The 26,478-nt window shown below is 68.4% G+C and carries 28 protein-coding genes; 13 read left to right on the forward strand and 15 right to left on the reverse strand.

Annotation, left to right across the window (positions count from 1 at the left end):
- Nucleotides 1–54 precede the first annotated feature (54 nt).
- From FB475_RS13785 to FB475_RS13795, 3 genes are read left to right on the forward strand one after another with little or no spacing between them, the layout of a single operon-like run.
- A complete protein-coding gene (locus FB475_RS13785) occupies nucleotides 55–933 on the forward strand; it encodes a GNAT family N-acetyltransferase (RefSeq protein WP_238332133.1) in 879 nt (292 codons plus the stop codon).
- Nucleotides 930–1,118, forward strand: a complete 189-nt coding sequence (locus tag FB475_RS13790) for a hypothetical protein (RefSeq protein WP_141856037.1) — start codon at nucleotides 930–932, stop codon at nucleotides 1,116–1,118. The genes FB475_RS13785 and FB475_RS13790 overlap by 4 nt, the downstream gene beginning before the upstream one ends.
- Nucleotides 1,119–1,138: 20 nt before the next feature.
- Nucleotides 1,139–1,897, forward strand: a complete 759-nt coding sequence (locus tag FB475_RS13795; RefSeq protein ID WP_141856039.1) for an IclR family transcriptional regulator — start codon at nucleotides 1,139–1,141, stop codon at nucleotides 1,895–1,897.
- A gap of 380 nt (nucleotides 1,898–2,277) precedes the next feature.
- Here FB475_RS13795 and FB475_RS13800 read toward each other — a convergent pair whose 3' ends face one another.
- From FB475_RS13800 to FB475_RS13810, 3 genes are read right to left on the reverse strand one after another with little or no spacing between them, the layout of a single operon-like run.
- Nucleotides 2,278–3,144 carry a Scr1 family TA system antitoxin-like transcriptional regulator gene (locus FB475_RS13800; protein WP_141856041.1) on the reverse strand — a complete coding sequence of 289 codons (867 nt, stop codon included), beginning with the start codon at nucleotides 3,142–3,144 and terminating at the stop codon, nucleotides 2,278–2,280.
- Nucleotides 3,145–3,162: 18 nt separating this feature from the next.
- On the reverse strand, nucleotides 3,163–3,693 hold the full coding sequence (locus FB475_RS13805; RefSeq protein WP_141856042.1) for a DUF6879 family protein: 531 nt from the start codon (nucleotides 3,691–3,693) through the stop codon (nucleotides 3,163–3,165).
- Nucleotides 3,690–3,956 (reverse strand): hypothetical protein, encoded by a 267-nt coding sequence (locus FB475_RS13810; protein ID WP_141856044.1) that lies wholly within the window; start codon nucleotides 3,954–3,956, stop codon nucleotides 3,690–3,692. The genes FB475_RS13805 and FB475_RS13810 overlap by 4 nt, the downstream gene beginning before the upstream one ends.
- A gap of 109 nt (nucleotides 3,957–4,065) precedes the next feature.
- Between FB475_RS13810 and FB475_RS13815 the strand changes: the two genes are divergently transcribed.
- Nucleotides 4,066–4,266, forward strand: coding sequence for a hypothetical protein (locus FB475_RS13815; protein ID WP_141856046.1), 201 nt, complete (start codon nucleotides 4,066–4,068; stop codon nucleotides 4,264–4,266).
- Nucleotides 4,267–4,522: 256 nt separating this feature from the next.
- On the opposite strand, the gene FB475_RS13820 is transcribed toward FB475_RS13815, so the two are convergent.
- The gene (locus tag FB475_RS13820) at nucleotides 4,523–5,116 is read right to left on the reverse strand and encodes a TetR/AcrR family transcriptional regulator (protein WP_141856048.1); all 594 of its coding nucleotides are present in this window, start codon (nucleotides 5,114–5,116) and stop codon (nucleotides 4,523–4,525) included.
- 47 nt (nucleotides 5,117–5,163) lie between these two features.
- Between FB475_RS13820 and FB475_RS13825 the strand changes: the two genes are divergently transcribed.
- The gene (locus tag FB475_RS13825; protein ID WP_141856050.1) at nucleotides 5,164–6,309 is read left to right on the forward strand and encodes an epoxide hydrolase family protein; all 1,146 of its coding nucleotides are present in this window, start codon (nucleotides 5,164–5,166) and stop codon (nucleotides 6,307–6,309) included.
- Between the two features lie 164 nt (nucleotides 6,310–6,473).
- On the opposite strand, the gene rpmG is transcribed toward FB475_RS13825, so the two are convergent.
- Nucleotides 6,474–6,641, reverse strand: a complete 168-nt coding sequence (gene rpmG / locus FB475_RS13830; protein ID WP_141856052.1) for a 50S ribosomal protein L33 — start codon at nucleotides 6,639–6,641, stop codon at nucleotides 6,474–6,476.
- A gap of 104 nt (nucleotides 6,642–6,745) precedes the next feature.
- Here rpmG and FB475_RS13835 point away from each other — a divergent pair, with 104 nt between their 5' ends.
- The 3 genes from FB475_RS13835 (at nucleotide 6,746) to FB475_RS13845 (ending at nucleotide 9,596) form a co-directional block, all read left to right on the forward strand.
- Nucleotides 6,746–7,810, forward strand: a complete 1,065-nt coding sequence (locus tag FB475_RS13835; protein WP_141856054.1) for a CobW family GTP-binding protein — start codon at nucleotides 6,746–6,748, stop codon at nucleotides 7,808–7,810.
- Nucleotides 7,807–8,052: a type B 50S ribosomal protein L31 gene (locus FB475_RS13840; protein WP_141856056.1), complete on the forward strand. Its 246-nt coding sequence runs from the start codon at nucleotides 7,807–7,809 to the stop codon at nucleotides 8,050–8,052. Before FB475_RS13835 ends, FB475_RS13840 begins: the two co-directional genes overlap by 4 nt.
- A 122-nt stretch (nucleotides 8,053–8,174) precedes the next feature.
- Nucleotides 8,175–9,596 (forward strand): aromatic amino acid lyase, encoded by a 1,422-nt coding sequence (locus tag FB475_RS13845; RefSeq protein WP_141856058.1) that lies wholly within the window; start codon nucleotides 8,175–8,177, stop codon nucleotides 9,594–9,596.
- On the opposite strand, the gene FB475_RS13850 is transcribed toward FB475_RS13845, so the two are convergent.
- Genes FB475_RS13850 through kdpF form a run of 7 tightly spaced genes read right to left on the reverse strand, consistent with a single transcriptional unit; the run spans nucleotide 9,593 to nucleotide 18,113 of the window.
- Nucleotides 9,593–10,435 carry a prenyltransferase/squalene oxidase repeat-containing protein gene (locus FB475_RS13850; RefSeq protein WP_141856060.1) on the reverse strand — a complete coding sequence of 281 codons (843 nt, stop codon included), beginning with the start codon at nucleotides 10,433–10,435 and terminating at the stop codon, nucleotides 9,593–9,595. The genes FB475_RS13845 and FB475_RS13850 overlap by 4 nt on opposite strands.
- Before the next feature lie 49 nt (nucleotides 10,436–10,484).
- Nucleotides 10,485–11,162 carry a response regulator gene (locus FB475_RS13855; RefSeq protein ID WP_141856061.1) on the reverse strand — a complete coding sequence of 226 codons (678 nt, stop codon included), beginning with the start codon at nucleotides 11,160–11,162 and terminating at the stop codon, nucleotides 10,485–10,487.
- Nucleotides 11,159–13,726: a sensor histidine kinase gene (locus FB475_RS13860; protein ID WP_141856063.1), complete on the reverse strand. Its 2,568-nt coding sequence runs from the start codon at nucleotides 13,724–13,726 to the stop codon at nucleotides 11,159–11,161. Before FB475_RS13860 ends, FB475_RS13855 begins: the two co-directional genes overlap by 4 nt.
- A 12-nt stretch (nucleotides 13,727–13,738) precedes the next feature.
- Nucleotides 13,739–14,347, reverse strand: a complete 609-nt coding sequence (locus FB475_RS13865; RefSeq protein WP_141856065.1) for a potassium-transporting ATPase subunit C — start codon at nucleotides 14,345–14,347, stop codon at nucleotides 13,739–13,741.
- A 9-nt stretch (nucleotides 14,348–14,356) separates the two neighbouring features.
- Nucleotides 14,357–16,366 (reverse strand): potassium-transporting ATPase subunit KdpB, encoded by a 2,010-nt coding sequence (gene kdpB / locus FB475_RS13870; RefSeq protein ID WP_141856067.1) that lies wholly within the window; start codon nucleotides 16,364–16,366, stop codon nucleotides 14,357–14,359.
- Nucleotides 16,363–18,024, reverse strand: a complete 1,662-nt coding sequence (gene kdpA / locus FB475_RS13875; protein ID WP_141856069.1) for a potassium-transporting ATPase subunit KdpA — start codon at nucleotides 18,022–18,024, stop codon at nucleotides 16,363–16,365. The genes kdpB and kdpA overlap by 4 nt, the downstream gene beginning before the upstream one ends.
- Nucleotides 18,024–18,113, reverse strand: coding sequence for a K(+)-transporting ATPase subunit F (kdpF, locus tag FB475_RS13880; protein ID WP_141856071.1), 90 nt, complete (start codon nucleotides 18,111–18,113; stop codon nucleotides 18,024–18,026). The genes kdpA and kdpF overlap by 1 nt, the downstream gene beginning before the upstream one ends.
- A gap of 136 nt (nucleotides 18,114–18,249) precedes the next feature.
- Between kdpF and FB475_RS13885 the strand changes: the two genes are divergently transcribed.
- On the forward strand, nucleotides 18,250–18,873 hold the full coding sequence (locus FB475_RS13885) for a hypothetical protein (protein ID WP_141856073.1): 624 nt from the start codon (nucleotides 18,250–18,252) through the stop codon (nucleotides 18,871–18,873).
- 819 nt (nucleotides 18,874–19,692) lie between these two features.
- Nucleotides 19,693–20,193, forward strand: coding sequence for a hypothetical protein (locus FB475_RS13890; RefSeq protein ID WP_141856075.1), 501 nt, complete (start codon nucleotides 19,693–19,695; stop codon nucleotides 20,191–20,193).
- Nucleotides 20,194–20,923: 730 nt separating this feature from the next.
- Here FB475_RS13890 and FB475_RS13895 read toward each other — a convergent pair.
- Nucleotides 20,924–21,733 carry a PhzF family phenazine biosynthesis protein gene (locus FB475_RS13895; RefSeq protein WP_141856076.1) on the reverse strand — a complete coding sequence of 270 codons (810 nt, stop codon included), beginning with the start codon at nucleotides 21,731–21,733 and terminating at the stop codon, nucleotides 20,924–20,926.
- Nucleotides 21,734–21,856: 123 nt separating this feature from the next.
- Here FB475_RS13895 and FB475_RS13900 point away from each other — a divergent pair, with 123 nt between their 5' ends.
- Together FB475_RS13900 and FB475_RS13905 are read left to right on the forward strand one after the other, a co-directional pair.
- Entirely contained in the window at nucleotides 21,857–22,933 is a 1,077-nt protein-coding gene (locus tag FB475_RS13900) for a TIGR03118 family protein (protein ID WP_141856078.1), read from the forward strand.
- A gap of 63 nt (nucleotides 22,934–22,996) precedes the next feature.
- Nucleotides 22,997–24,079 (forward strand): phosphotransferase family protein, encoded by a 1,083-nt coding sequence (locus FB475_RS13905; protein ID WP_141856080.1) that lies wholly within the window; start codon nucleotides 22,997–22,999, stop codon nucleotides 24,077–24,079.
- Here the strand turns inward: FB475_RS13905 and FB475_RS13910 are convergent.
- Both FB475_RS13910 and FB475_RS13915 read right to left on the reverse strand, forming a co-directional pair.
- Nucleotides 23,971–24,924 carry a MarR family winged helix-turn-helix transcriptional regulator gene (locus FB475_RS13910; protein ID WP_141856082.1) on the reverse strand — a complete coding sequence of 318 codons (954 nt, stop codon included), beginning with the start codon at nucleotides 24,922–24,924 and terminating at the stop codon, nucleotides 23,971–23,973. The genes FB475_RS13905 and FB475_RS13910 overlap by 109 nt on opposite strands.
- A 21-nt stretch (nucleotides 24,925–24,945) precedes the next feature.
- Nucleotides 24,946–25,749 carry a class I SAM-dependent methyltransferase gene (locus FB475_RS13915; protein WP_141856084.1) on the reverse strand — a complete coding sequence of 268 codons (804 nt, stop codon included), beginning with the start codon at nucleotides 25,747–25,749 and terminating at the stop codon, nucleotides 24,946–24,948.
- 74 nt (nucleotides 25,750–25,823) lie between these two features.
- Here FB475_RS13915 and FB475_RS13920 point away from each other — a divergent pair, with 74 nt between their 5' ends.
- On the forward strand, nucleotides 25,824–26,447 hold the full coding sequence (locus FB475_RS13920; protein ID WP_141856086.1) for a TetR/AcrR family transcriptional regulator: 624 nt from the start codon (nucleotides 25,824–25,826) through the stop codon (nucleotides 26,445–26,447).
- The last annotated feature ends 31 nt before the right edge of the window (nucleotides 26,448–26,478 follow it).

Below are 26,478 nucleotides of genomic sequence, written 5' to 3' on the forward strand. Positions count from 1 at the left end.
CGTCTCGAATCTGAGACGGCGATGGCGACCCTCGGTAGTCGTAGGGTGGCTGCCATGGGGTTCGAGATCCGGACGGCACGGCCGGAGGATGCGGTCGGGATCGCCCGGGTGTGGGCCGCGACGATGCCGCAGTTGGTGAAGACGGCGCGCGCAGTCGAACTGCAGCTGCGGCACGGTCGTTCGCAGGAGGTACTGGTCGCCGTCGACGGGCCGGACGTGGTCGGGTACGCGAATCTCTACCTGCCGCCGGCGGCGCGTGTCCGGATCACTGTCCAGGTGCCGCCTGCGAATCGCGGGCGTGGGATCGGGACTGCCTTGCTTTCTGCGGTCGAGGGACGGGCGCGGGAGCTCGGGGCCCAGCGGTTGCTGGTCGCCGTGGCCGACGACTCGACTGGGTTCGCTACTCGTCGCGGCTTCACGATCGGGAGGCGGATGACGCATTCCGCGGCTGATCTGACTGTCGCGCGGGAGCCGCTCCCGGTACCGGAGGGGCTGCGGCTGGTGACCTATGCGGAGCTGGAGCCGGTGCAGTTGTACGACGCCGAGGTCCAGGTGCGGGACGACGATCCGAGCGGGTTGTCGGGCGGACCGTCGTACGACGAATGGGTCGAGACGCACTGGGCGAACCCGGACACGCGGTACGACCTGAGCATCGCCGTACTCGACGGAGACCGGGTGCTGTCGTTCGTGACCACGACCGCGGATCCGGACCGTGGGGTGATCTGGTCGAACCTGACCGGGACGATCCTGTCGGCGCGCGGGCGCGGGCTCGCGAAGGTGGTGAAGTCGGTCGCGTTGGCGCGGGCTCGGGACGCCGGGTTCACCGTCGCCTCGACCGGGAACGATGCGGCCAACGAGCCGATGCTCGCGGTGAACCGCTGGCTCGGATACGTGGAGAAGTCGGGCGCGTGGACCGCGGAGAAGGCGCTGTGAGACGACTCGCGATCTCGCTGACGTTCTTCTTGGTGTTGTCCGTCGGCGTCGGGCTGGCGGTGTCCGGACCGGATCTCATCGATTGGGGGATCGCGGGCGGTCTGTTCGCACTCGCGGTTCTCGGCGAGGGTTTTCGATTCTGGCTCCGGCGCAGCCGTGCTGCCAAACGCTCGTCGGGGGTGTGAGAGGGCGTTACGCTGCGGTTGTGAGCGGCAACGTTCCCGCCTCGACCCGTACGTTGCGGGTCCTCACGTTCCTGGCCACCCAGCCGGGTCCGGTACCGATGGAGCGCATCGCGTCCGCGGTCGGGTTGCCACGCTCGTCGACGTACCACTTGCTGCGGGCAATGATCGACGAGGGGTTCGTCGTCCATCTGCCGGAGGAGAAGCGGTACGGGCTGGGGGTGGCCGCGTTCGAGATCGGGTCGGCGTACCTGCGGCACGATCCGCTGGAACGGTTGGCGCGGCCGCTGCTCGTGCAGCTCGTGCATGAGGTGGGGCAGACCGCGCATCTCGGCGTACTGCACGGTCGGGAGCTTGTTTATCTCTTGAAGGAGCAGCCGCCGCGGCCGGTGACGCTGGTGACGGACGTCGGCGTACGTCTCCCCGCCACCCTCACCGCGTCGGGGCGCGCGCTGCTGGCCGAACTACCACCGGCGCAGGTCCGCGCGCTGTTCCCGTCCGCGGAGTCCTTCGTACGCCGAACCGACCACGGCCCGCAGTCTCTCAGCCAACTCCGCCGCATCCTCGCCGACGAAAAACGCCAGGGCTTCGCTGTCGAGGACTCCTTCATCACCCCTGGGATGGCGTCGGTCGCCAGCGCCGCCGTCGACCACGCCGGCCACCCGGTAGCCGCCATCAGCGTCACCTTCCGCACCGACACCGTTCCACCCGCCGACCGCCCCCACCTGGCCCACAAAATCCGCCAAGCCGCCAAGGCCCTGACCCGCCGCCTCCACGGGTAGAAGAGCTGCCAGGGGACGGGCTGCTGGTGGCTGACAACCGAGGTACTGGGAACGACCCCGCGTGCTCCGCGGGCGCTTACTTCGTCGCTCCGCTCCTCACCGCGCCCACTCCGCACACTCCCACCCACCCCCCGCTTAGCGCGGTACATCCCCTTCCGGCTACCGCCGGGAGTTTGTCGGCTGCCGCCGAGGAGCTGCGGCTCCCGCCGCGGTATCCGGCTACCGCCGGGAAGTTGTCGGCTACCGCCGACCAACTGCGGCTCCCGCCGCGACATCCGGCTGCCGCCGGGAAGTTGTCGGCTGCCGCCGACTAGGTTGCTCGCTGGCGCTCGCGAGTGACTGCGAGGCTCTGCGTGAGGACTCGCCCGACCCGGATCGGGCTACAACCGGGCGCGCAACTCCTGACGGATCCCACGGATGAATGACACCGCCGCGTCACCCTTCAGCGCCACGACCGACATTCGCTCGAACGCATCCCGGTAAGCGGCCGTCTGTTCAGGATCCGTGATGTCCACCTTCGCGGTCTCGAGACCGATCTCGACCAAATCGGGTTCGCCGTGATCTCGCTCGGCGAGAATGCTCCAGGCGTGATAGGAGAACGCTCCGAATGGAACCTCGAACGGGACAATGCCGAAGTCGACAGTGCCGTCGGAGGCAAACAGCAGCAGCCTGTCCAACTGACCGATCAACGCGGGCACCGTCGCAATCGGCCAGCGAAGCGCCGCCTCACCGATCAGAAACCGAAGGGTTGTCGTCGGATCGTAGAGCAGGCTCTGGCGGGCCATCCGGGCGGCGACGGCGGCGCTGAGCTCTGGGTCGTGAGGGTGGGCGCCGGCGATGATCTCCCTTGCGTAAGCCGGAGTCTGCAAAAGGCCTTGGACCAGCCGCGGGTGCCAGTCCAGGTGCAGCCGTCCGGTGGCTTCGAGGTCGGCCACATCTCGCTGCAATCGGGCGACCCCGCCCTTGATGCGGCCATGCCACGGCGCTGGATAGACATCCGTCGCGATGCGCTCGGCGAGAGCGTTGATCTCCTCAGCACGCTCCTGATCGAGTTCGCATGCCGCTGTCCATCGCCGAGCGAGTTCCGGGGCGACAGCGGATTGACCGAGCTCTATGCGGGACAGCTTCGACTGTGAGATGGCGAGCTGAGCCGCAAGCCTCTCACCTGACACGCCGGCCAACTTCCGGGCAGCACGCAGCAGCCCACCGAGCCTTACCTGATGGGCTGCTACTTCACTGGCGTACAGGTGTGGTTCGACTGTCGGTCAGCCCTTCAGATCTCCGATGAACTCCATCAACGGCTTGGAGTGCTCCATCGCGACATCGCGATACCCCTTGCAGGACGCGAGTACGGCGGGATCGTCGTCCAGCTCCCAGCCGAGTTTGACACCGGTCTCCATGTTGTAGCGGTACCAGACGACGGTGTCGTCGAACAACGCGAACTCCGAAGGGATCGCTGCGAGGACGGGATGGCTGTTACGGAGGGCGATCCGGACGTCCTGACCGGCCCTCAGGTTGTTCGCCTGATAGGCGGCGAACTCGTACTGCAGGTAGTCGGTCAGCGGTAGGTCGATGACGTGCAGCAACGTGTTCGAGCAGCCGGCCGCGATCTGATCGGCCACCTCTTGCCACTGCGCATCGGTTGACGGGCTGACTTGACCGGTTGCCCGCCACTCGGCGATGCGGTCGGCCTCGTCGGGCCAGTCGTAGACCTGCTGGAGTTCGATCCGGAAGATCGATCGCTTTGCGCCGTCGTACAACTCGATCAAGCTGTCGCTGTCGAGCGGTGTGATCATCGTCCTGCCCGGATGGCGTCGGCCGCCTCGAGGAGCGTTTCAACGGGCAACCGCCCAAGGAGTTCACCGACGGGGATCTCTGCGGGCGCGACCCGCGCTGGGCCGTCGGGGGCTTCGTACAGCTGAACCAGCACGTTGGCCTGGTCCGCGTCGTCGATCCAGATTCGCGCGCAACCAGTCTTGTCGGTGGTGTCTTCCGCGTCTTCGTGAGCAATGAGGCGTAGTGCCACGAGGTTCTCCAATGGACTGTCGGCGGTGTCCAACCATTCACCCATCGCCGTGGGTAAATGTCAATGACCCGACTATACCCATACGCTTGTGGGTAGAAATGGGTAGAATGCGGACATCGATGCCGTCCGAAGGGGTGATCCGATGACGAACGACCGCACGAAAGGCCGGTCAGGTGGTGTCTCGATCGAGGGAGCTTCCGCTGGCGATCGCCGCTGGTTCGTCGAGCGTCCACCGGACGCCTCCTGCGACGGCGTCCACCCGGCCACCCATCAACCGTGCACGCTCGGTCGGCACCACGGATGCCATCAGACCGTCGGCAGGCTGCACTGGCTCGACGACTGATGGGCCAGGCGTGAACGAGGAAGCCGTCGCCGTACTTGACGCCGTACGCCGGGTTCTGAGCGAGCGGCGTGACCCAAAGGAGACCGTGCGGTTGATTCGGCGGCTGCTCGAGCCAGCAGCAGAGCGACGACCGGTTCGGCTGACCGATCGCGGGTGGCCGGTGCTGCGCGCCTCGGGTACGACGGGCCTCTCCGATCCGACTGAATCGGATCGCGGGCATGCCAGGGCCTAGGCCGGGGTGGCGTCCTGCTTGGGGTTAGCTGTCGGCGAGGGTGGTTGCGCGGGGCTCGGGGACTCCTAGGGTCAGGAGGCTTGTGATTGTGGCGGTTTGGGTGTTGAGGGTTGGGTCCGCGCGGGCGTTGTCGGCGATGGTGAAGACCACGCTGTAGGCAATCTGACTCAGAACGGCCGCGGGGAGGTGCCTCGCGAACACGTTGGCGTGTTGGCCTCGTTCGACGAGGGTGGTGAGGAGGTCGTCGAGTGGGCCGAGGAGGCTGTGGATCGCGGCACCGTACTCGCCGCGGCGTAGTGCCAGCAGGACTCGGTAGCGGTGCGCCACCGGCCAGACGCGGGAGACGAATTCGGCCCACGCGGCGTCCGGTTCTGCGTCGGCGGCAGCGGCCTCGGTGAGTACGGCGGTCATCTCGGCGACGGCTCGTTCGGTGAGTGTCCGCACCAGGTCGAGGCGCGACGGGAAGTGACCGTAGACCGTACGACGGACGACGCCGGCCGCGGAGGCGATGTCACCCATCCCGGCATCGGGGTTGTCGCCCAGCACCTCGAGGGCGACATCGAGGATGCGGTCGCGGGTCTCGATCATCGAGCGCGCACGGGAGGACTCGGTGGGCACGACGCCATCATTGCACACCGGTGTGTAATGAAATAGACTGCACACCCATGTGCAACGAAGAGGTCCGCCCGTTCAGCGTCTCGATCCCGGATGCGGAGATCGACGACCTGAAGCAGCGACTGGCCAGAACTCGATGGCCCGATCCGGAAACGGTCGCCGACTGGTCGCAAGGGGTCCGGGCGGCGAACGCCAGGTCCTTGGTCGACTACTGGGAGCACGAGTACGACTGGCGGCGGTTCGAGTCCGAGCTCAACCGCTTCCCGCAGTTCCTGACCGAGATCGACGGGCTGGACATCCACTTCATCCACGTCAGGTCGAAGAACCCGGGCGCGATGCCGCTGATCCTCACGCACGGCTGGCCGGGCTCGATCGTCGAATTCCTGAAGCTGATCGGCCCGCTGACCGATCCGGTCTCGTACGGCGGAGACGCCGCCGACTCGTTCGACGTCGTCGTACCGTCGCTCCCCGGGTTCGGATTCTCCGGGAAGCCCAGGGAGACAGGCTGGACCGTATCGCGCATTGCAAGAGCCTGGGCCGAACTGATGAAGCGTCTCGGCTACACGCACTGGGCGGCGCAAGGCGGCGATTGGGGCGCCGTCATCACCACCATGCTCGGGTCCATGCAACCTGAGGGGCTGCTGGGCATTCACCTGAACACCCAGTACGCCTTCCCCGCACAGATACCCGACACGTTGTCGCCCGAACAGCGCCACGCCGTGGAGACCCTCGCCCTCTACACCGGCGAACTCGGTGGGTCGAACCACCTTCAGCGGACGAAGCCGGAGACCGTGGGATTTGCCCTGGCAGACTCTCCCGCTGGCCAGGCGGCCTGGATCTACGAGAAGTTCCAGTCCAAGACCGACAACCGCGGGCTCGCCGAGGACGCTCTCAGCATGGACGACATGCTCGACGCGATCTCTCTGTACTGGTTCACCAACAGCGCAGCGTCGTCGGGCCGCATCTACTGGGAGAACAACTCGGCCACTTTTGCCGGCCCGAAGCTAACGCTTCCGGTTGCGGTGACGGTCTTCCCGAAGGACATCCCGCGCCTACCGCGGAGCTGGATCGAAGACACCTACAGCAATCTGATCCATTACCGCGAGGCTGACAAGGGCGGACACTTCGCTGCCCTGGAACAGCCCGAGATCCTGGTCAGCGAGATCCGCACCGGCCTGCGGACCCTTCGCTCCTAACGGCGTCTCCCCCGGGAGGAGCCGGAGGAGACGGTTGTCACGAGGAGCCTCGGCGCTCGGAGTAGTGGGCGGCGGGGCTGGTATTGGCGCTGGGCGCCATCAGGCGCGGGCGTGCGACCGCCGGGGCGCGATCGCACGCGGATGCGCGAGCCTGCCTAGCCCCTTCAGCGCTCTTCGCGGAAGTCCGCGTGGGCGCGGAGGGTGGGGTCGTACTTGCGGATGACCAGTCGGTCGGGATTGTTTCGGCGGTTCTTGCGGGTTACGTAGGTGTAGCCGGTGCCCGCCGTGCTGCGGAGTTTGATGATCGGGCGGAGGTCGTTGCGCTTGGCCATGCTGTCCTTTCTTTCGTCAGACAGAACGCCGGCGGGGTGGCGGGCATTCCGTCCGGCAGGGTACTTTGTATTGGTAATCGTTTTCAACAAGATGAGGAGAGTCGATGCTGCCGGTGACCTTGGTGACAGGCCTTGGCGCCGCGGTTCGAGGGGCCGTCGCGGGGAATCTGCTGGCCGAGGCCGGAGCGTCCGGCGTCCTGGTGGAGTACGACGTACGCGACCTGAGCGCCGTCGTCCGGACCGCCCGGACCGCGACCGGAGTGATCGATCGTGAGGTGATCACGCTGGCGCATCCGTGCGTGTCCTGCGCGATGCGCGGTTCGCTCACCCAACTGCTCGCCAGCATCGCGGCCGTCGAGCGGTACGACATGGCGATCGTCGACGTCCCGGCCGCCGGCGACACCCGGGCGATCGCGACCGAGCTCGCCCAGCACCCGGATCTTCGCCTCACCACGGTCGTCACCACCCTCGACCCGAAGACAACAGCCGCCGACCTGACCGGCGAGGATCTGCTGAGAGATCGCGGCATCTCAACCGCCGCCGAGGACGGACGGGCAGTCGCCGAGGTCGTCGTACGCCAACTCGAATACGCCAACGTGGCCGTCGTCAGCGAAGAAGCCCGCGACCTGGTGCAGGCGATCAACCCGAACCTGCTGATCCGGACCAGTCCGGCCGGGCTCCTCGACGTACGGCGTCCCGCCCCGACCCCGGTCGAGCCGGGTTCGATCGCGGCGCCTGTCGACGGGCTGACGTTCGTCTGGCAGAGCAACCGGCCGTTCCATCCGGAGCGGCTGTACGACGCCCTCGAGGACCTGGTCGCCGGGACGGTCCGCGGGCGCGGGACGCTGTGGATCGCGACCCAGCACCGGCACCGGTTGAGCTGGGACAGCTTCGGGTCGAACATCTCGATCGGCGTGCTCGGTCCGTGGCTCGCCGACCTCCCCGCGGACCGCTGGCCGTCCGTCGGGCAGCAGCACCAGGCCCGCTCGGCGCTGGAGTGGCACCCCGAGTACGGCGACCGCGCGTCGTACCTGTCGCTCACCGGCACCGAGCTGGACGTCCGGGAATTACAGGACCGCCTCGATGGTTGTGTCCTCCGTGCGGACGAAGCGGTCCACCCCCTGACCGACCCGTTCGCTCCCTACTTGGAAGGAAGTACCGCAGCATGAAGAAGGACATTCACCCCGACTACCGCCGGGTCGTCTTCCGGGACAAGTCCGGCGACTTCAGCTTCCTCACCGGTTCGACCCGCGAGAGCAACGAGACCGTCGTCTGGACAGACGGGAACACCTATCCCGTCGTCGACGTCGAGATCTCGTCGGCGAGCCACCCGTTCTACACGGGCCAGCAGCGCGTGATGGACACCCAGGGCCGGGTGGAGAAGTTCAAGAGGCGCTACGGCCAGAAGTAACAGCACCAACAACCAGCCCGTCACCTCCACCGAGGGTGACGGGCTGTTTTTGTCTCAGATCTCAGACGGGGACGTCTGCGCGCCAGTTACCGGTGGGCGGGTGAGGGTCTGACAATGACGGGATGGAACCGGTCGAGCTCGGTGGGGCTGGGTTGGCGCCGCTGGAGGCGGTGGCGTTGGGGCAGCGGCGTACGGCGGTGCGCCTGAGTGACGACGCGCGGAAGCGGATGCACGAGTCGGCGCGGGTGGTCGCCGAGGTGGCGTCGCGGCGTGCGGTGTACGGGCGGACCACCGGCGTCGGCGCGAACCGCGACGTACTGACGGCCGACCCGGAGCATGGCGCGCGCCTGCTCGCGTCGCACTCCACGACCGGTACGACGTCGTACCCGAAGGACGTCGTACGGCTCGGACTGCTGATCCGCGTCAACCAGCTCGCGGCCGGCGGATCCGGCCTCGAACCCGAGGTCGCCGACGCGATCGTCGGCCTGCTCAACACCGACGACCTCCCCGACCTGCACCGCGGCGGCGCGATCGGTACCGGCGACCTCGGCCCGCTCGCCGAACTCGGACTCGCGCTCGGCGACGTCATCGACGGCACCAGCGCGCTCCCCCTGCTGTCCAGCAACGCATTCACGCTGGCCGAATGCTGTCTCGCGTACGTTGAAGCGTCCACGCTGATCAACGTCGTACCGCTGGTCGGCGCCCTGACCCATGTCGCGCTCCGCGGCAACGCCGAGGTGTACGACGTGCGCGTCCACGAGGCCCGCCCGCAACCCGGCCAACTGCGGGTCGCGCGGCGAATGCGCGAGCTGCTCGACGGTCTCCCGCTGAAACCTGTCCGCGTCCAGGATCCCTTCGGCCTAAGGGCTTTCGCGCAAGTACTGGGACCCGCCGTCGACCATTGCGATGCTCTGGGCAACAGTGTCCGGATCGACATCAACGCCGCCGCCGAGAACCCGTTGGTTGCCGGCGACACCGTACTGCACAACGGCAACTGGCACGCGATGCCGATCGCGCTCGCGCTGGACTCGCTCCGGCTCAGCCTGCACAGCGTCGCCACGCTGTCCACGACCCGCGTCGCGAACCTCGTCGACCCCGATTACACCGGCCTCAGCCGCTTCCTCGCCAGCGGCGCCGAGGCGAGCTCGGGTGTGATGATGATCGAGTACGTCGCCCACGACGCGCTGGCGTCCGTCCGCGCCGCCGCCCAGCCCGCCACGCTCGGTACCGCGACCTTGTCCCGCGGCGCCGAGCTGCACGCGAGCTTCGCCCCACAGGCCGCCGCGCTGACGAAGCAGTTGCTCGACGCGCTCCGCGAAGTACTCGCCAGCGAGCTCGTCACCGCAGTTCGCGCGATCCGCCTGGCCGGCCTCACGCCCGACGACCTCGCACCCGCGGCGATCGGCCCGTGGCTGGCCGACGCACTCACCGCACTCCCGGGCGACCTGACCGACCGTTCCCTCCGAGAGGATCTGGAGATCGCCCGCGGCCTACTCACCCAATGGGGCGACCGCCAGGTCGAACACCCAGCGGAAGCCGGTTAGAGCCGGTTGTACGCCTTCAGTGTGCGGAGGGCGCCGACGGTGACGATGCCGCGGTATTCGAGGGTCGCGGCTGGGCCTGGGGGTTCCCAGGTGATGGCCCAGCCGCCGTCGGGTTGCTGGTCAGCGATCATGCGGTCCAGGTGGGCGTCGAGTTGTTCGTCGGTGAAGAGGGGACGCCAGTAGCTGTCGGGTGTCGGCGCGAACTGCAGCGGCGTCACGCCGTACGTCGGGTCGGCGGCGTCGGCGCGGTAGTGCTGGAGTTTGGGCAGCCACTCGCGGACCTGGTCGAAGTCGGCGTCGCCGGTGTGTTCGAGGTACTCGAGGACCTCGTGCATACCGTGCGCGTCCTCGGGAAAGCCCTGGGCGATCCGGGTTGCGCACCAGGCGCTCGCCTTGTCGCGCCACGGGTGCTCGATGCCGAGCTTGTGCAGCCGTCCGACGAGGCCCGCGGTCGGGTTCACGTCGGGCTGGTACGTCCATTCGGCGATGTGTTCCGCGCGCGGGTAGCCCTCGACGGCCGGACCACACAGCGGTACGGCGCCTTCCGGCGTGGCCACCGACTCGAGCCAGTCGACGGCTCGGCGGACCATGTCGTCGTCGCGGGCACCGGCCGCGAGCAGCGTGTCGAACGCGACCTCGACGTCCAGCGGCAGGCTGTCCGGGCAGCGCTTGTCCGGCTCCAGCCCCCACCCGAATCCCCCGTCGGCGTTCTGGAACCCGCGCAGCGCGTCGACCACGCCGTGCGGATCAGCCCCTTCGAAGATCGTCGCGAACAGCCGCCGCTCGAGCAGCCGAGCATCCCGCCGTACGAAATCCCGCCCTGCCGTGTAGATGTCCATGTCTCTACCCTCCCGCACACCGACGCGCCCGTCTTGAACGAAACGGACGTCACGGCTCGAAGCGGTAGCCCATGCCTGGTTCGGTCAGCAGGTGCTTGGGGCGGGCGGGGTCCGGCTCGAGTTTGCGGCGGAGTTGGCCCATGTAGAAGCGCAGGTTGCCGCCGGCGGTTTCGTAACCGGGGCCCCAGACCTCGGTCAGCAGCTGGCGCTGGGACATCAGCTTGCCAGGGTTGCGGACCAGCACCTCGAGCAGGTGCCACTCGGTCGGCGTCAGCCGGACGTCCTCACCGTCGTCCAACGTGACGCGTTTCGCGGCGAGATCGACCGTGATCCCGCCGACGGTCACGATCGGCTGCTCCGGCGCGAGGTTGCTGCGGCGCAGTACGGCGCGCATCCGGGCAAGCAGCTCGTCGATCCCGAACGGCTTGGTCACGTAGTCGTCGGCGCCGGCGTCCAGCGCCTCGACCTTGTCGGTCTGGTCGGTGCGCCCGGACAGCACCAGGATCGGCGCGTCGGTCCAGCCGCGCAGCCCGCGGATCACGTCGACGCCGTCGAAGTCGGGCAGCCCGAGGTCGAGGATGACCAGCTCCGGCGGGTGTTGTGCGGCCACCTTCAACGCCGACGTACCGGTACCGGCCAGATGCACCTCGTACCCGCGCGCCTTCAGGTTGATCTGCAACGCCCGCACGATCTGCGGCTCGTCGTCAACCACGAGGACTCTGGTCACTCGCTTTCTCCTGATCTCTCGCGGGTGCCCGGAACCGGTGCCTCGGAAGCCTGCGCCGTCGGGATCGCGACCACCATCGTGAGACCGCCGCCGGGCGTGTCCTCGGGCTGCACGGTGCCGTTCATCGCCTCGGCGAGGCCGCGGGCGAGCGCCAGCCCGAGCCCGACGCCGACCGTGTTGTCGGTGTCGCCCAGCCGCTGGAACGGCGCGAACACCCGGTCGCGGTGCTGCCGCGGGATGCCCGGGCCGCGGTCGATCACCCGGATCTCGACGGTGTCGCCGAGCGCGCTCCCGGTGACCAGCGGCGGCCGCTCGGGCGGCGAGTACCGGATCGCGTTCGCCAGCAGGTTCACCACCACCCGCTCGAGCAGCGCCGGATCCGCCTCGACGAGCGGCAGCGCCGGCGGGACGTCGACGGTCACCTCGTTCGCGTCGTCGCCCAGCTCGGTCAGTACGCCGGGAAGGATCTCGTCCAGCGCCATCGGCCGGGTGAAGACCGGGAGTACGCCGGCCTGCAGACGACTGAGATCGAGCAGGTTGTCGACCAACCGCGACAACCGGTCCAGCGACTCGTCCGCGGTCTCCAGCAGCTCGGCCCGCTCGGACTCGCTCCACTCCACGTCGTCACTGCGCAGCGAAGTCACCGACGCCTTCGCCGAGGCCAACGGGGACCGCAGGTCATGCCCGACCGCCCGCAGCAACGCCGTACGCAGCTTGTCCGCCTCGGCCAGCGGTTTCGCCTCCGCGGCCTGTTCGCTCAGCCGCGCCCGGTCGACGAGCGCCGCCGCGTGCGCCGCGAACGCACCGACCAGCCGGCGCTCGTCCGCCTCTAACTGGTGCCCCTGCAGTACGAGAACCAGGTCGTCGCGCGCCGGGATCTCCGCGTCCGCCTCCTCGGGCCGCGTACAGGTGAGCGTCCCGGCCGACGCCAACGGCCGCCACACCTCGGTCAACTCGTCGTCGTCGATGCGCTCCATCAGGCAGGCGCCGGTCATCCCGAACGCCTCCCGTACCCGTTCCAGCAGCGCGGGCAGCGCCGTCTCACCCCGTAGTACCGAACCGGCCAAGGTCGCCAACGTCTCCGATTCCGCGGCCGCCCGCGCCGCCTCTCTGGTACGACGAGCAGCGCGGTCGACCACTGAGCTGACCATCGCCGCGACCAGGATGAAGGTGAGCAGCGCGAGGGCGTTGTTCACATCGGCGATCGTGAAGGTCCGCTTCGGCGGCGTGAAGAACCAGTTCAGGACGAGCGAGCCGCCGATCGCGGTCAGCATCGCAGGCCACATCCCACCCACCAGCGCGACGACCACGACCGCGAACAGGAACGCCAGTACGTTGCTGGTCAGGTTGAGGGTGTCGCCACCGAGACCGAGGACCAGCGCCAATACCGGCTGCAGGACGACGGCCAGGACGAAACCCTGGATCTTCCGTTTCCGGGACAGGCTGCCGCGCAACCGAGGCAACCGCCCGCGACCCATCAGCGAGTGCGTGACGATGTGTACGTCGATATCGCCCGAGTCGCGGATCGTGGTCGAACCGATGCCGGGGCCGGTGAGCAAGGTGGAGATCCGGCTGCGTCTGGATCCGCCGAGGACGAGCTGCGTCGCGTTCTCGGCCCTCGCGAATGTCAGCAGTGCGTCCGGGATGTCGTCGCCGACCACCTGGTGATACGTGCCACCGAGCTGCTCGACCAGGTTCCGCTGCTGGGCGAGCTTGCTCGGGTTCGCACCGGTCAGCCCGTCGGACCTTGCCACGTGGACGGCGAGCAGGTCGCCGCCGGAGGACCGCGCCGCGATCCGGGCGGCCCGCCGGATCAAGGTCTCCCCCTCGGGGCCGCCGGTCAGGGCGACTACGACCCGCTCGCGGGCCTCCCAAGTCGAGTCGATGTCGTGCTGCGCCCGGTACTCCTGCAGCCCGGCATCCACGCGATCGGCAAGCCACAACAAGGCGAGCTCGCGCAGCGCGGACAGGTTGCCGACCCGGAAATAGTTGCCCAGGGCAGCGTCGATCTTGTCGGCGGCGTACACGTTGCCGTGCGCCATCCGCCGGCGCAGCGCCTCCGGCGTCATGTCGACGAGCTCGATCTGATCGGCGGCCCTGACGACCCGGTCCGGGACCGTCTCCTGCTGCGGTACGCCGGTGATCTTCTCGACCACGTCGTTGATCGATTCGAGGTGCTGGATGTTCAGCGTCGAGATCACGTCGATTCCGGCGTTCAGCAGTTCCTCGATGTCCTGCCAGCGCTTCTCGTTCCGGCTGCCGGGAATGTTGGTGTGCGCGAGCTCGTCGACCAGTGCGATGTCCGGGCGTCGCGCCAGTACGGCGTCGAGGTCCAGCTCGGTGAAGCTGGCGCCGCGGTAGTCGATGATCGACCGCGGTACCGTCTCCAGGCCGTCCAGCATCTGCTCGGTGTACTTGCGGCCGTGGGTCTCCACGAAGCCGACCACGACGTCGGTGCCGCGGGCGCGGCGGCGGCGGCCCTCGCCCAGCATCTTGTAGGTCTTCCCAACGCCGGGCGCGGCCCCCAGGTAGATCCGCAGCTGCCCGCGGCCGCTCTTGCTCATAACTCCATGCTCTCAGAGCCGGGCCAGCGCGGCGTTGAGCTTCACCACGTTCACGACCGGCTCACCCAGGAAGCCGAGCACGCGCCCGTCGGTGTTCTGCTTGACGAGCCTCTGCACCTCGGCCACGCTCAGACCGCGCTCGCGGGCGACCCGGTTGACCTGCAGAGCGGCGTACGCCGGGCTGATGTCCGGGTCCAGACCGCTACCGCTCGCCGTGACCGCGTCCGGCGGGACCTGGGACGGATCGACGCCTTCCAGCGCCGCCACCGCCTTGCGCCGCTGGTCGATCGCGGCGACCAGTTGGGCGTTGTCGGGACCGAGGTTCGAACCGCCGCTGGCTTTCGCGTCGTAGTCGCTCGCGGACGGCCGGGTCTGGAACCATTTCGGATCGGCGATCATGATCTCCTTGCCATCGGCATCCTTCTTCCCGCTGGCCGTCGTATATGCCTGGCCGATCAGCTCGGAGGCGACCGGTTTGCCGTTCACCTCGAGGATGGACCCATTCGCCTTACCGTGGAAGAGCGTCTGCGCGACGCCGGTCATCGCCAGCGGATAGCCGATCCCGAGTACGACCGTGAAGAACAGCAGCACCCGCGCTGCCACCCCGAACTGCCTCATCATGACTGCCTTTCACCGAAGACCCGGGATCAGCGAGATCACCAGGTCGAGAAGCTTGATTCCGACGAACGGGCTGATCAGCCCGCCGGCGCCGTACACCAGCAGGTTCCGGCGGAGCATCGCCGAGGCCGACGCCGGGTGGTACCGGACCCCGCGCAGCGCCAGCGGGACCAGCAGCACGATGATCAGCGCGTTGAACACGATCGCGGACACGATCGCCGACTGCGGCGAGTGCAGGCCCATCACGTTCAGCTTGTCCAGCCCCGGGTACGCCGAGGCGAACAGCGCCGGCAGGATCGCGAAGTACTTCGCCACGTCGTTCGCGATCGAGAACGTGGTCAGCGATCCGCGGGTGATCAGCAACTGCTTGCCGATCTCAACGATCTCGATCAGCTTGGTCGGGTTCGAGTCGAGGTCGACCATGTTGCCGGCCTCCTTCGCGGCCGAGGTACCGGAGTTCATCGCCACGCCGACGTCGGCCTGGGCGAGCGCCGGCGCGTCGTTCGTACCGTCACCGGTCATCGCGACCAGCCGGCCGCCTTCCTGCTCCTTCTTGATCAGCGCCATCTTGTCCTCGGGTGTCGCCTCGGCGAGGAAGTCGTCGACGCCGGCCTCCTCGGCGATCGCCTTCGCGGTCAGCGCGTTGTCGCCGGTGATCATCACGGTCCGGATGCCCATCGCCCGCAACTGGTCGAACCGTTCGCGCATCCCTTCCTTGACGACGTCCTTCAGGTGGATCACGCCGAGCGCACGGGCCTTGCCATCGATGCTCTCGGCAACGACCAGCGGCGTACCCCCGGAGGCGGAGATGCCGTCGACGATCTCACCGAGCTGTATCTCCGTCGTACCGTGGTGTTCGCCGATCCACTTGTTCACGGCACCCGCGGCACCCTTGCGGATCTGCCGGTCGTCGATGTCCACGCCGCTCATCCGGGTCTGCGCGGTGAACTCCACGAACGTTGCGTGCGGCAACTCTCCGGTGTGCCGCTCGCGCAGCCCGTACGCGGTCTTCGCCAGGACGACGATCGACCGGCCCTCCGGCGTCTCGTCGGCGAGGCTGGAAAGTTGCGCCGCGTCGGCCAACTCTGTGTCGGAGGCGCCCTCGACCGGGATGAACTCCGCCGCCTGCCGGTTGCCGAGGGTGATGGTGCCTGTCTTGTCCAGCAGCAGCGTGTTCACGTCGCCCGCGGCCTCGACCGCGCGCCCGGACATCGCCAGTACGTTGCGCTGTACCAGCCGGTCCATCCCGGCGATGCCGATCGCGGACAGCAGCGCGCCGATCGTGGTCGGGATCAGGCATACCAGCAGGGCTACCAGGATCACAAGGCTGAGGCTCGTGTGTGCGTAGTTCGCGAACGTCGGCAGCGTGGCGGTGGCGATCAGGAACACGATCGTGAGGCTCGCCAGCAGGATGTTCAGCGCGATCTCGTTCGGCGTCTTCTGCCGGGACGCGCCTTCGACCAGCGCGATCATCCGGTCGATGAAGCTCTCGCCGGGTCTGGTGGTGATCTTCACGACGATCCGGTCGGACAGTACCTTCGTACCGCCGGTGACCGCGCTCCGGTCGCCGCCGGACTCCCGGATCACCGGGGCCGACTCGCCGGTGATCGCCGACTCGTCCACCGACGCCACGCCCTCGACGACGTCACCGTCGCCGGGGATGATCTGACCGGCCTCGACCACGACCAGGTCACCGAGCTGCAGTTGCGTCGCCGGGACCGCCTCCTCGCCGCCGTCCGGTGTCAGCCGCCTTGCCGCGGTCTCGGTCTTTGCCCGGCGCAGGGTCTCGGCCTGCGCCTTGCCGCGACCTTCCGCAACGGCCTCCGCGAGGTTCGCGAAGATCACGGTCAGCCAGAGCCAGACCACGATCCACCAGACGAACACGCTGGAGTCGGTGACGGCGAAGATCGTCGACGCGACCGCACCGACCTCCACCACGAACATGACCGGGTTCTTCACCATCACCCGCGGATCGAGCTTGCGCAGCGCGTCCGGGAGCGCGGCGACGAGTTGGGTGATCACAGTCCCTCCGCGAGGGGTCCAAGAGTCAGTGCGGGGAAGTAGGTCAGGCCGGTGACGATCAGGACGGTGCCGACGAGCAGCGTCACGAACAGGGCCTTGTGGGTTGGCAGCGTGCCCTGCGTCACCGGTACCGGCTGCTGCTTGGCGAGCGACCCGGCCAGGGCGAGCGCGAACACGATCGGTACGAACCGGCCGAGCAGCATCACCAGCCCGAGAGCCGTGTTGTAGAAGGGGATGTTCGCGTTGAGACCGGCGAACGCGCTGCCGTTGTTGTTACCGGCCGACGTGAACGCGTACAGCACCTCGGAGAACCCGTGCGGGCTGTCCGCGTTGAGGATCGAGGCTCGTGCCGTGGCCAGGCCCATCGCGATCGAGGCGCCGACGAGTACGACGACCGGCGTCGTGAGGATGTACAACGAGACCAGCTTCATCTCGCGCGCGGTGACCTTCTTCTTCAGGTACTCCGGCGTACGCCCGACCATCAGGCCCGCGACGAAGACGGCGAGTACGGCGAGGATCAGCATGCCGTAGAGCCCGGTACCGGTACCGCCTGGTGAGACTTCGCCGAGCATCATGTGGAACAACGCCGTACCGCCGCCGAGGGGGGTGTACGAGTCGTGCATCGAGTTCACCGCGCCGGTCGACGTACCCGTGGTGGAGCTGGCGAACAACGCCGACGCCCATTCGCCGAAGCGCGTCTCCTTGCCCTCCATCGCAGCGCCCGCGGCATGGGTCGCCGTACCGGCACCCTGGTTCTCGAAGAACGTCGCGGAGAAGGTGAACCCCGCCCACAGCGTGCCCATCACGCCGAGGATCGCGTACCCCTGCCGCTTGTCCTTGATCATCACGCCGAACGTCCGGGTCAGACAGACCGGGATGACCAGCAGCAGGAAGATCTCGAAGAGGTTCGACAGGCCGTTCGGATTCTCGAACGGGTGCGCGGAGTTGGCGTTGTAGTAGCCGCCGCCGTTGGTGCCGAGCTCCTTGATGACCTCCTGGCTCGCGACGGGTCCGCCCGGGAGCGTCTGGGTCTGGCCGACCACGGACGTGACCTCGTGACCGCCGGAGAAGTTCTGTACGACGCCCATCGCCACCAGCGCGAGCGTCCCGATCACCGCGATCGGCAGCAGCACCCGTAGTACGGTCCGGGTCAGATCGACCCAGAAGTTGCCGAGCCGATCGGTCTTCGCGCGGGCGAACCCGCGGATCAACGCGATCGCGACCGTGATGCCGACGGCCGCGGACAGGAAGTTCTGGACCGCGAGGCCGGCGAACTGGACCAGGTGGCCCATCGTCGCCTCAGGTGAATACGACTGCCAGTTCGTGTTCGACACGAACGATGCTGCGGTGTTGAAGGCCAGTCCGGAGGCGAAGTTCGGCAGGCCGAGCGACAACGGCAACCAGTGCTGCAGCCGCTGGAGCAGGTACAGCAGGACGACGCTGAGCGCGGAGAACGCGAGCAGCGAGCGTGCGTAGACCGCCCAGGTCTGGTCGACCTGCGGGTCGACGCCGAACAGCTTGTACGTCGCCCGCTCGATCCGCAGGTCCTTGCCGGACGTGTAGACCCGGGCCAGGTACCCGCCGAACGGGCGGTACACGGCCGCCAGGCACGCGAGCAGAAGGCCGACCTGCAACAGGCCGGCCGCGGTGTCGGACATCAGAACCTCTCGGGAAAGACCAGCGCGGCGATCAGATAGACGACCAAGGCAACGGCCACGACCAGGCCGGCGATGTTCTCAGCGTTCACGTCTTCACTGCACACCGCTCGCTGTCCGGTCAGGAGGGTTCTCGCAGGTCTCTCACACCCGCCGACACAGCTCTCACAGGCTTCTCACATACTTACGGCTGGCATCTCCACCAACAGTGAAGGAAAGATTCCGCACGTGACTGAACTGGACACCCCCGCCCCGGCCGAGCAGTTCTTCTCCGCGGAGAGCCGGACCGCGCTGGCCGAAGCCAGCCGCAAGCTCGCCGAGCGGCTGCAGGCGCACACCGACGCGCTGCTCGCGATGACCGGCGACGAGGACACCGCGACCCTCTTCGAGCACAACGCCGCCCTCGAAGGCGTGGTCGAGGACTGGAACGACGCCGTCTTCGAACACACCGGTACGACGCCGCTGCTGCTGGACGACTCCGTCGACGACGAGGACGACGAAGAGACCGAACCGGAGCAGGTGATCAGCGTGGTCTCACGCTTCGACCTGCGCGTGGTCGACCTGGACGCCCTCCTCGAGGCCGGCCGCGCCGCACAGGAAAGGCACCCCGCCGAACTGGACGAATCCGGCGATCGCGAACCGGTCGAAAGCGCCGAGCAGGCGATCTACGAGATCAGCCGCGAGGTCGGCGACGCATGGTTCGAACTCCCCGGCATCGAAATGCTCGCCGGCGCCCGCGCGTACGTAGTCCCCGAACCCCCCTTCGAACCCCTCGACGCCGACGCCGAAGACGTCATCACCGAACTCATCGCCCCCAACGGCACCACCACCCACGCCGAAACCTGGGCCTAACCACCAGAAGCGAATGCGGCGAGGGTCGGAGCTGGTGACGGGTGGATGCAGTCACCCCCCGCGTGCTCCGCGAGTACTCCGGTAGCTCCGCGCCCTCCCGCACCCGCTCCACCCGCCCCCACCCACCGGCTTGACGCCGGCATTCTGCCGACTGCCGCCGGGGTTTTGCGAGCTGCCGCTCGCAGGCGACTACTAGGCGGGATGCACTCCATGAAGCCGCCGGACTCGGCACAAACCGTGGGGTCTGGGCACAGGTAATAGCTCGTTCCCAGACCCCAGCGACTGTTCCCGGTCCGCCGCTCAGCCCGCTGCTCCGTCCGTCGGTCCGTCCGCGCTCCGTCCGCCGTTCTGCCCGTCGCTCGGTCCGCCGCTCGGTTCGCCCGGACTCGGCACACACCCGTGGGGTCTGGGGACACGGGTAATAGCTTGTTCCCAGACCCCAGCGAGTGTGCCCAGTCCGCCGCTCCACCCCGCGCCCCACCCGCCGCTCAGCCCACCGCTCAGCCTGCCGCCCGGTCCGCTGTTCAGTCCGCGCTCCGTCCGCGCTCCTCCGACGGTCCGTCCGCGCTCCGTCCGCCGTTCTGCCCGTCGCTCGGTCCGCCCCCGGACTCGGCACACACCGTGGGGTCTGGGGATAGGTAGTAGCTTCTTCCCAGTCCCCAGCGAATGTGCCCAGTCCGCCGGTCCGTCCGCGTTCCGTCTGTCGGTCCGCGAAGCCGTCGGGGTGGATGGCGGGGGTTCTAGGTGCTGGGTACGGCTGGTCGTCCACCTGGACAGCACGGTGTTCTGCTAGACCTGCGCAGCGCGCCCGGAGAGGGAATGCATCCGGTGATCAGGGCTTCGTCGGCCGCGGACGGCCACTCCTGTGCGGTGCTGCAGATTGCTGGCAAGCTCGGTGATGGGCCGCTCAGAGACAGCGCTGGAGATGATCCGATGAATAGCGACGAGAAGCGGAACCGCGATGCCGCACTGCCCGGCCTGACTGTTCAACGTGAGGTCGCTACCGTGGCGTTGCAGGCTCAGTTGACCGGGACCCTTGGGATCGACGCCTCAACAAACTGCATCGTGGTCCGCAGCCTGATCAGCACCTCCCCCGGCACCGACAGCCTCGTCGACATTGATGTGGCCTGGCCTCCAGGCTGGAGTGTCGGACTCCGTGGCGGCGCTCCCGCACTGATTGATGAAACAGGACAAGTCGCCTGTCGGCCAGGCGACGAGATAGCCCTCGGTGGCGGCTTCAAAGACACAAGCCGAATGGGCGTCGTCTCGTGCACAGGCCAGGGGCGGGTATTCGACGCTTACAGGCTCACGCGGACTTGACCGTACTTGTAAAGCTCGACGCGACTGCCCGCCTCCACCCATCACCCCCACCACGCAACCCGCGCCATCCGCCGCCAGCGGCTTCACCCCGCCACCACCGCTAACGCAGTCACTCGCGAGTGGCAGCTCACAACAACTCCGGCGCCATCCGCGAAGTGCCGGCGCCAGCCGGAGGGTGGGTGGGAGCGCGGGGAGCGGGAGGGAGCGGAGCAACCGGAGCACTCGCGCAGCACGCGGGGAGTGCATCCATTCGTCACGACCTCCACCACACGCAGCCCGCGCCACCCACCACCGGCGGCCTCACGGAGTGCGCCCGCCAAGCAGCCACCCGCGAGCGGCAGCTCGCAACACCCCGGCGGCAGCGGCAGCTCGCAAATTCCCGGGCGGCAGCCGGGAAATACCGGCGCCAAACCGGGGGTGGGTGGGAGTGTGTCGAGCCGGTACGGGAGGGAGCGCAGCGACCGGACAGCTGCGGAGCACGCGAGGGCTAACCACCTCCACCCGTCACCACATCCGCCCGTCAACACGTCCTCCATAGGCAACCCGCGCCACCTCTACGAGTGCTTCGCGGAGGGCGCTCGCCTAGCAGTCATGTGCGAGCGGGAGCTCGCCCGTCCCCGGCGGTAGCCGCAGACTGCCGGCGCAAGCCGGTGGGTGGGTGGGAGCGTGCGGAGTAGGTGCGGGAGGGAGCGGAGCGACCGGAGCGTCTGTGGAGTGCGCGCGGGGCGTGCTAGATGAACAACTCGCCGTCGAGGATGGTGATTGCGTTGCCTTTTAGGTGGACGCGGTCGCCAGCGGGGATGACGTGGACGATGCCGCCGCGGGGGGAGGCCTGGTAGCCGGTTAGTTCGGGGCGGCCGAGGCGTTCGGACCAATATGGGGCGAGGCTTGTGTGGGCGCTGCCTGTTACCGGGTCTTCTGGGATGCCAGCCGCTGGTGCGAAGAAGCGCGACACGAAGTCGTACTCCGACGAGCCCGCTGCCGTGACGACCACCCCGCGGAGGTTGCCGCGCTGGATGATTCCCGCCAGTGCGTCGAAGTCGGGAACTACCGCGCGTACCGTCGCCTCGTCACCCAGCACAACGAGCAGATCGCGGAGCTCGCCGGTCACGTACGTTTCGAGCGGCTCGGCCTGGAGTGCGGCGGCGAGTCCGTCCGGGGCCGGGGTGGCGGTCGGTCGGTTGATCGGGAAGTCCAGCGTGATGCCGTCGTCCGCGACCGTCGCGATCAGGATGCCGCTGAGGGAGGAGAACGCGACCTTCCCGGACACCAGCCCGTCCGCGGCCAGCGCGTGTGTGGTCGCGAGCGTTGCGTGACCGCAGAGCCTCTCCTCGAGTGTCGGCGTGAACCAGCGCAGATCCCAGTCGGCATCTGCTCGTTCCGACGGTCGTACGAAGGCGGTCTCGGCATGGTTCATCTCGGCCGCGACGCTCTGCATCCAACTGTCGTCGGGCCACGGACCCGACTCCAGTACGCACACGCCGGCCGGGTTTCCCGTGAACGGCCGCTCCGCAAAGGCATCAACCACGCGAATCCTCATGCCCCAGACGCTAACCACCGGTGACCGCTGCTCGCCATAACCACTTCTGCTACGAGTGGCCTTGAACCGCCGGCGCCGGCGAGCCGTATCGAGGGTGTCCACATCCCGATCGAGGGGGAAGTCATGTCACTGCGCTCAATCGCAGTTGTGACCGCGTTCGCCGGCAGCCTCGCACTGGTCGCACCCGCGACCGCCGACGCGCACGGTACGTCGCACAATCTCGCCGTACGGCAGGTGAATCTGGTCTCCGACCAGCGGGGCGCCGCCGTCCGTCAGGATCCTGACCTGGTCAACCCGTGGGGCCTGTCGCTCGGCGCGACCACTCCATTGTGGGTGTCCAACAACGGTACGGACTCGTCGACGCTGTACTCGTCCGCACCGGGCTCGAACGACGCCACCAAGGTGACGGCGATCCGGGTCGGAGTGCCGGCGCCGACCGGACAGGTCAACAACCCGACCACCGGGTTCGTCCTCAGCAACGGCAAGGTCAGCGCGCCCGCGAACTTCATCTTCGCCAGCGAGGAGGGAAAGATCGCGGCCTGGAGCCGGCTGGTCGACCCGCCGATCGGCGATGCCGAGATCAAGGCCACGACGCCCGGCGCCGAGTACAAGGGCCTCGCGCTCGCCAACGACCACCTGTTCGCCGCGAACTTCACCCAGCACCGGATCGACGTCTTCGACAACATGTTCCAGCGGGTGCGGCTGCCGCGCTGGGCGTTCCGGGACCACCGGGTGCCGCGCGGGTACGCGCCGTTCAACGTGCAGGCGCTCGGTGACCGCCTCTTCGTCACGTACGCCCTGGTCAACCAGAAGACCGGCGACGAGATCGACGGCCCGGGCCTCGGGTTCGTCGACGAGTTCTCCGTCCACGGCAGGCTGATCGCCCGCGTGGCCGCGCACGGAACCCTCAACGCTCCTTGGGGTCTCGCGCTCGCACCGTCCGCCTGGGGTCAGCCGGCAGGCACGCTGCTCGTCGGCAACTTCGGCAACGGGCGCATCAACGTGTTCCGTCCGCGGCACGACGGCGGCTACGCGTTCGCCGGCCAGGTCCGCGACACCTACGGCAAGACGCTGGTGATCGACGGTCTCTGGGCACTCCTCCAAGGCACCGCCACCACCGGCGGTACCAACGTCCTGTGGTTCTCCGCCGGCCCCGACGACGAGTCCCACGGTCTCCTCGGCCAACTCCAGATGCCGTAACGACCGGGCCGGGGAGGACTTCGGGCGGGAGGTCCTCCCCGACCTGCCGGTTAAGGTCGGCGGGTGGAGCGGACCGTCGAACGACTACTGCGGGAGCTGACCGGGCAGGACGTTCGCGTCGTCGCCCGGTCGGACCTCGGGAGTAGTGCCGACGCTCCGGTGGCCCGGCTGACGCTCGATCGCTCGTACGACGGGATCGGCCGGACCGTCATCGCCAAGGGCCGTCGGCTGGTCGACGACGCCTGGGCGTCGGCCGGGCGCCGGGACAACGAGCAGCGGGCGCTCGAACACCTGCGGGACACCGGTCTCGCGCCGCGGCTCCTCGCGCGTGTTCCGGGTGGGTTGACCGTGATGACGGACCTCGGCGCACCGACGGAGGTCGGCCCGCCGACGGTGCGGTCGGGTGTCGGGGCGGTGACGGTGCAGGGGTTGTTGTTCGGGGAGGATGCGGAGGCGGCGACCCGCGGACTCGTGGCGATGGCGGAGCTCGCCGGCAGGCTGCACCGGACCGTTTCGCCTGACTTCACCGCGGCCCAGGAGATCCCGTTCCTCGACCATCCGTTGGAGCTGTGGCCCGAGGTGACGCAGGCCGTCGGCGAACTCAACTTCCCCACGCCACGCGATGTCGAGCTCGACGAGCTTTCGGCCGCGCTGGAAGAGACGACCTTCACGCACGGCGACTTCACACCGAACAACGTCGTACTCTCGGACGGCCGGGCGCGGATGATCGACCTGGAGGCCGCGGGGCGCCGGCATCCTGGGCTCGACGCGGCGTGCCTGCGGTTGCCGTTTCCGCAGTACGGTCACTGGGCAGTGCTGCCACCCAGCGTGGTGAAGGCGATGGACCGGGCGTATCGGCGCGAGCTCGACGCGGACGATGCGACGTACGAGCGTCTGATGGCCACTGGGTGTGCCACGTGGGCGGTCGTCCGGTTGGCGCGGCTGCGGATGATCGCGTCTGCCGAGCAGGACCTCGTGCGTCGTCGCACGCAGCTCGTGCAGACGTTGGAGTCGGCCGCCGGCGCATCCGGTGTGGTCTATCCGGCCTTCGGCGCGTGGTTCGCGGAGTTGGCCGGTGCGATGCGGCTGCGATGGGAAGAAGCTCGGCTGCCACCGCGGACGTTCAGGTGTTTCTCGAACCAGTGATGCGCGTACGGCTCGTCGTTGAAGGCCGGGACCTCCTGGTAGCCGGAGCTTCGGTAGAGGGCGATCGCCTCGGCGAGGGTCCGGTTGGTTTCCAGCCGTACGGCGGGAGCGCCGTGCGCGGCCGCGGCGTGTTCGAGTTCGGTCAGCAGGCGGCGGCCGAGGCCCAGGCCGCGGGCGTCCGGTGAGACCCACATCCGTTTGATCTCGGCCGGATCGTCGCCGTGCAACTTCAGCGCGCCGCAGCCGATCGGCTCCGAGCAGAGCGTTGCCAGCAGCAACAAGCCGGCCGGGGGCGTGAGTTCGGCGTTGTCCGCCGAGATGCTGCGGGTACGGTCGAACCCGTGGTCGAACCGGCGGCCGAGCTCGGCGAAGTACTCGTTCAAGCAGTACTGCGCCGCCGGCAGTCGTGGATCGACCGGCTCGACCCGCACCATCGACGCGGTCAGCAGCCGCGTGACCTCATCCATCGCGGTCACCAGCCGCCGCCGCTGCGACTCGCTCAACGGTTCCAGGATCGACGTAGCGAGCTCGTCCGATCGCTCGTCCAGTACCTGCCGCTCGGCCTCGCCCGCCGAGGTCAGCCGGGCCATGCGGACTCGTGCATCCGTCGCGCCGGGCTCGACTGTGACGAGTCCGGCGCCTTCCAGTTGGCGGAGCAGGCGGCTCAGGTACCCGGAGTCGAGGTCGAGGCGGGCGCGCAGCGATCGGACGTCGCACCCCGAGCCGATCTCCCACAACACCCGGTCCGCGCCGAGCGGACGGCCGCGGGACAGGTAGTCCTCCTGCAACGCGCCGATCCGCTGCGTGACGAGCCGGTTGAACCGCCGTACCTCGACGACACCCATTCTCTGACTCTAGTCAGAGATCTACCGTTTCGCTACCGCCTGGATCGCCCGCAGCCGACCGTCGACGAGAGCTTCGGTGAGGTTCTTCGCGCGCTGCCGGAAGTCGGGGACGAACGCCTGCAGACCGAGCGGACTCGGCGGCAGCGACTGGATCGTCCGCATCATCGCGCCGACATCCGCGGTCAGGTCCCGCCAGTGATCGACGACGAGCCCGGCTGCTTCGATGGATGAGCGCAGCTCGGCCGGCGTGGCGAGGTAGCTCCGGGCGGGCGTGTCGGCCCACGGCAGCGGGTAGTCGGGCTCCGCTCCCTCGCCGACGGTCAGATCCCACAGCACGAGCCGGCCGCCAGGTTTCAGGACCCGCACCGCCTCGCGGTAGAGGGCAAGCTTGTCGGCCACGTTCATCTGTACGTGCTGACTGAACACGACGTCGTACGTCTTGCCGTCGAACGGCAGGGCGGTCACATCCGCCTGCTGTACGTCGATCCGCTCGCCGAGCCCGACGAGGCCGTTGAGCCAGCGGGCCGTGTCGCAGTACTCGTCCGACAGGTCGACGGCGGTCACCTCGCAGCCGAAGCGGTCCGCGACGTAACGTGCCGTACCGCCGATGCCGGTGCCCGCGTCGAGCACCTTCGCCGACTGGTCGATGCCGGCCAACTCCACCAATTGGGCCGTCGCGAGGCGGCCGCCGGTGTGGTAGTCCTCCAGCATCGCCAGCTCGGCGACCTCGAGCTTGTCCAGCTGCTTGCCCGCGGCAACAAGTGCGCGCTCCACGTCGTCACGCACAGTTCCGGTCCGGTACGGGACCGCTTCGTTCTCGATCATCAGGTCTCCTCTTGGTGGACAATGTCCACATTAGCTCGTGGATGTGGACAGTGTCCACCAAGTAATCTGAACGAATGAGCGAACCAGCAGCGCGCCGACGGTGGCCCCGCGGCGACGTCCGGGCCGGCCTGGTCGCGGCCGGGGTCGAGCTGGCGCGCGGGGGCGGTCCCGATGCCGTCGTACTGCGGGAGGCGACCCGGATCGTCGGGGTCGTACCGAATGCGGCGTACCGGCATTTCGCCGACCGCGACGAGTTGCTCGCCGCGGTCTGCGCGGCGGCGATGGACGAGCTGAGTGCGCGGATGTCCGACGGCATCGCCAAGGTCCGCGGGCGGCGCGGGAATCCGGCGGCGGCCGGGCGGCGGCTCGCGGCGATCGGCGCGGCGTACCTGGAGTTCGCGCGCACGGAGCCCGGACTGTTCGCGGCGGCTTACGCGGTGCCGCAGCAGCACACCTACGCCGCGCGCTCCGATGGCGCGCGGACCCCGCTGGAGCTCCTCTGCTCCCAGCTCGACGAGCTGGTGGAAGCCGGGATCCTCGACCCGCGGCGGCGCAAAGGTATCGAGTACCCGATCTGGTCGCTCGTGCACGGGACAGCCGTGCTCACCGGGCAGGGGCCGCTGCGGGACAGGCCGGAAGCGGACCTGCGGAAAATCGAGGCCTTGACCAGATCCTTCATCGGAAACGGTCTGACCTGAGGCCGGGCCTTGCGACCCGGCCTGCTGGGAG

This window comes from Kribbella jejuensis (assembly GCF_006715085.1).
GTDB lineage: Bacteria > Actinomycetota > Actinomycetes > Propionibacteriales > Kribbellaceae > Kribbella > Kribbella jejuensis.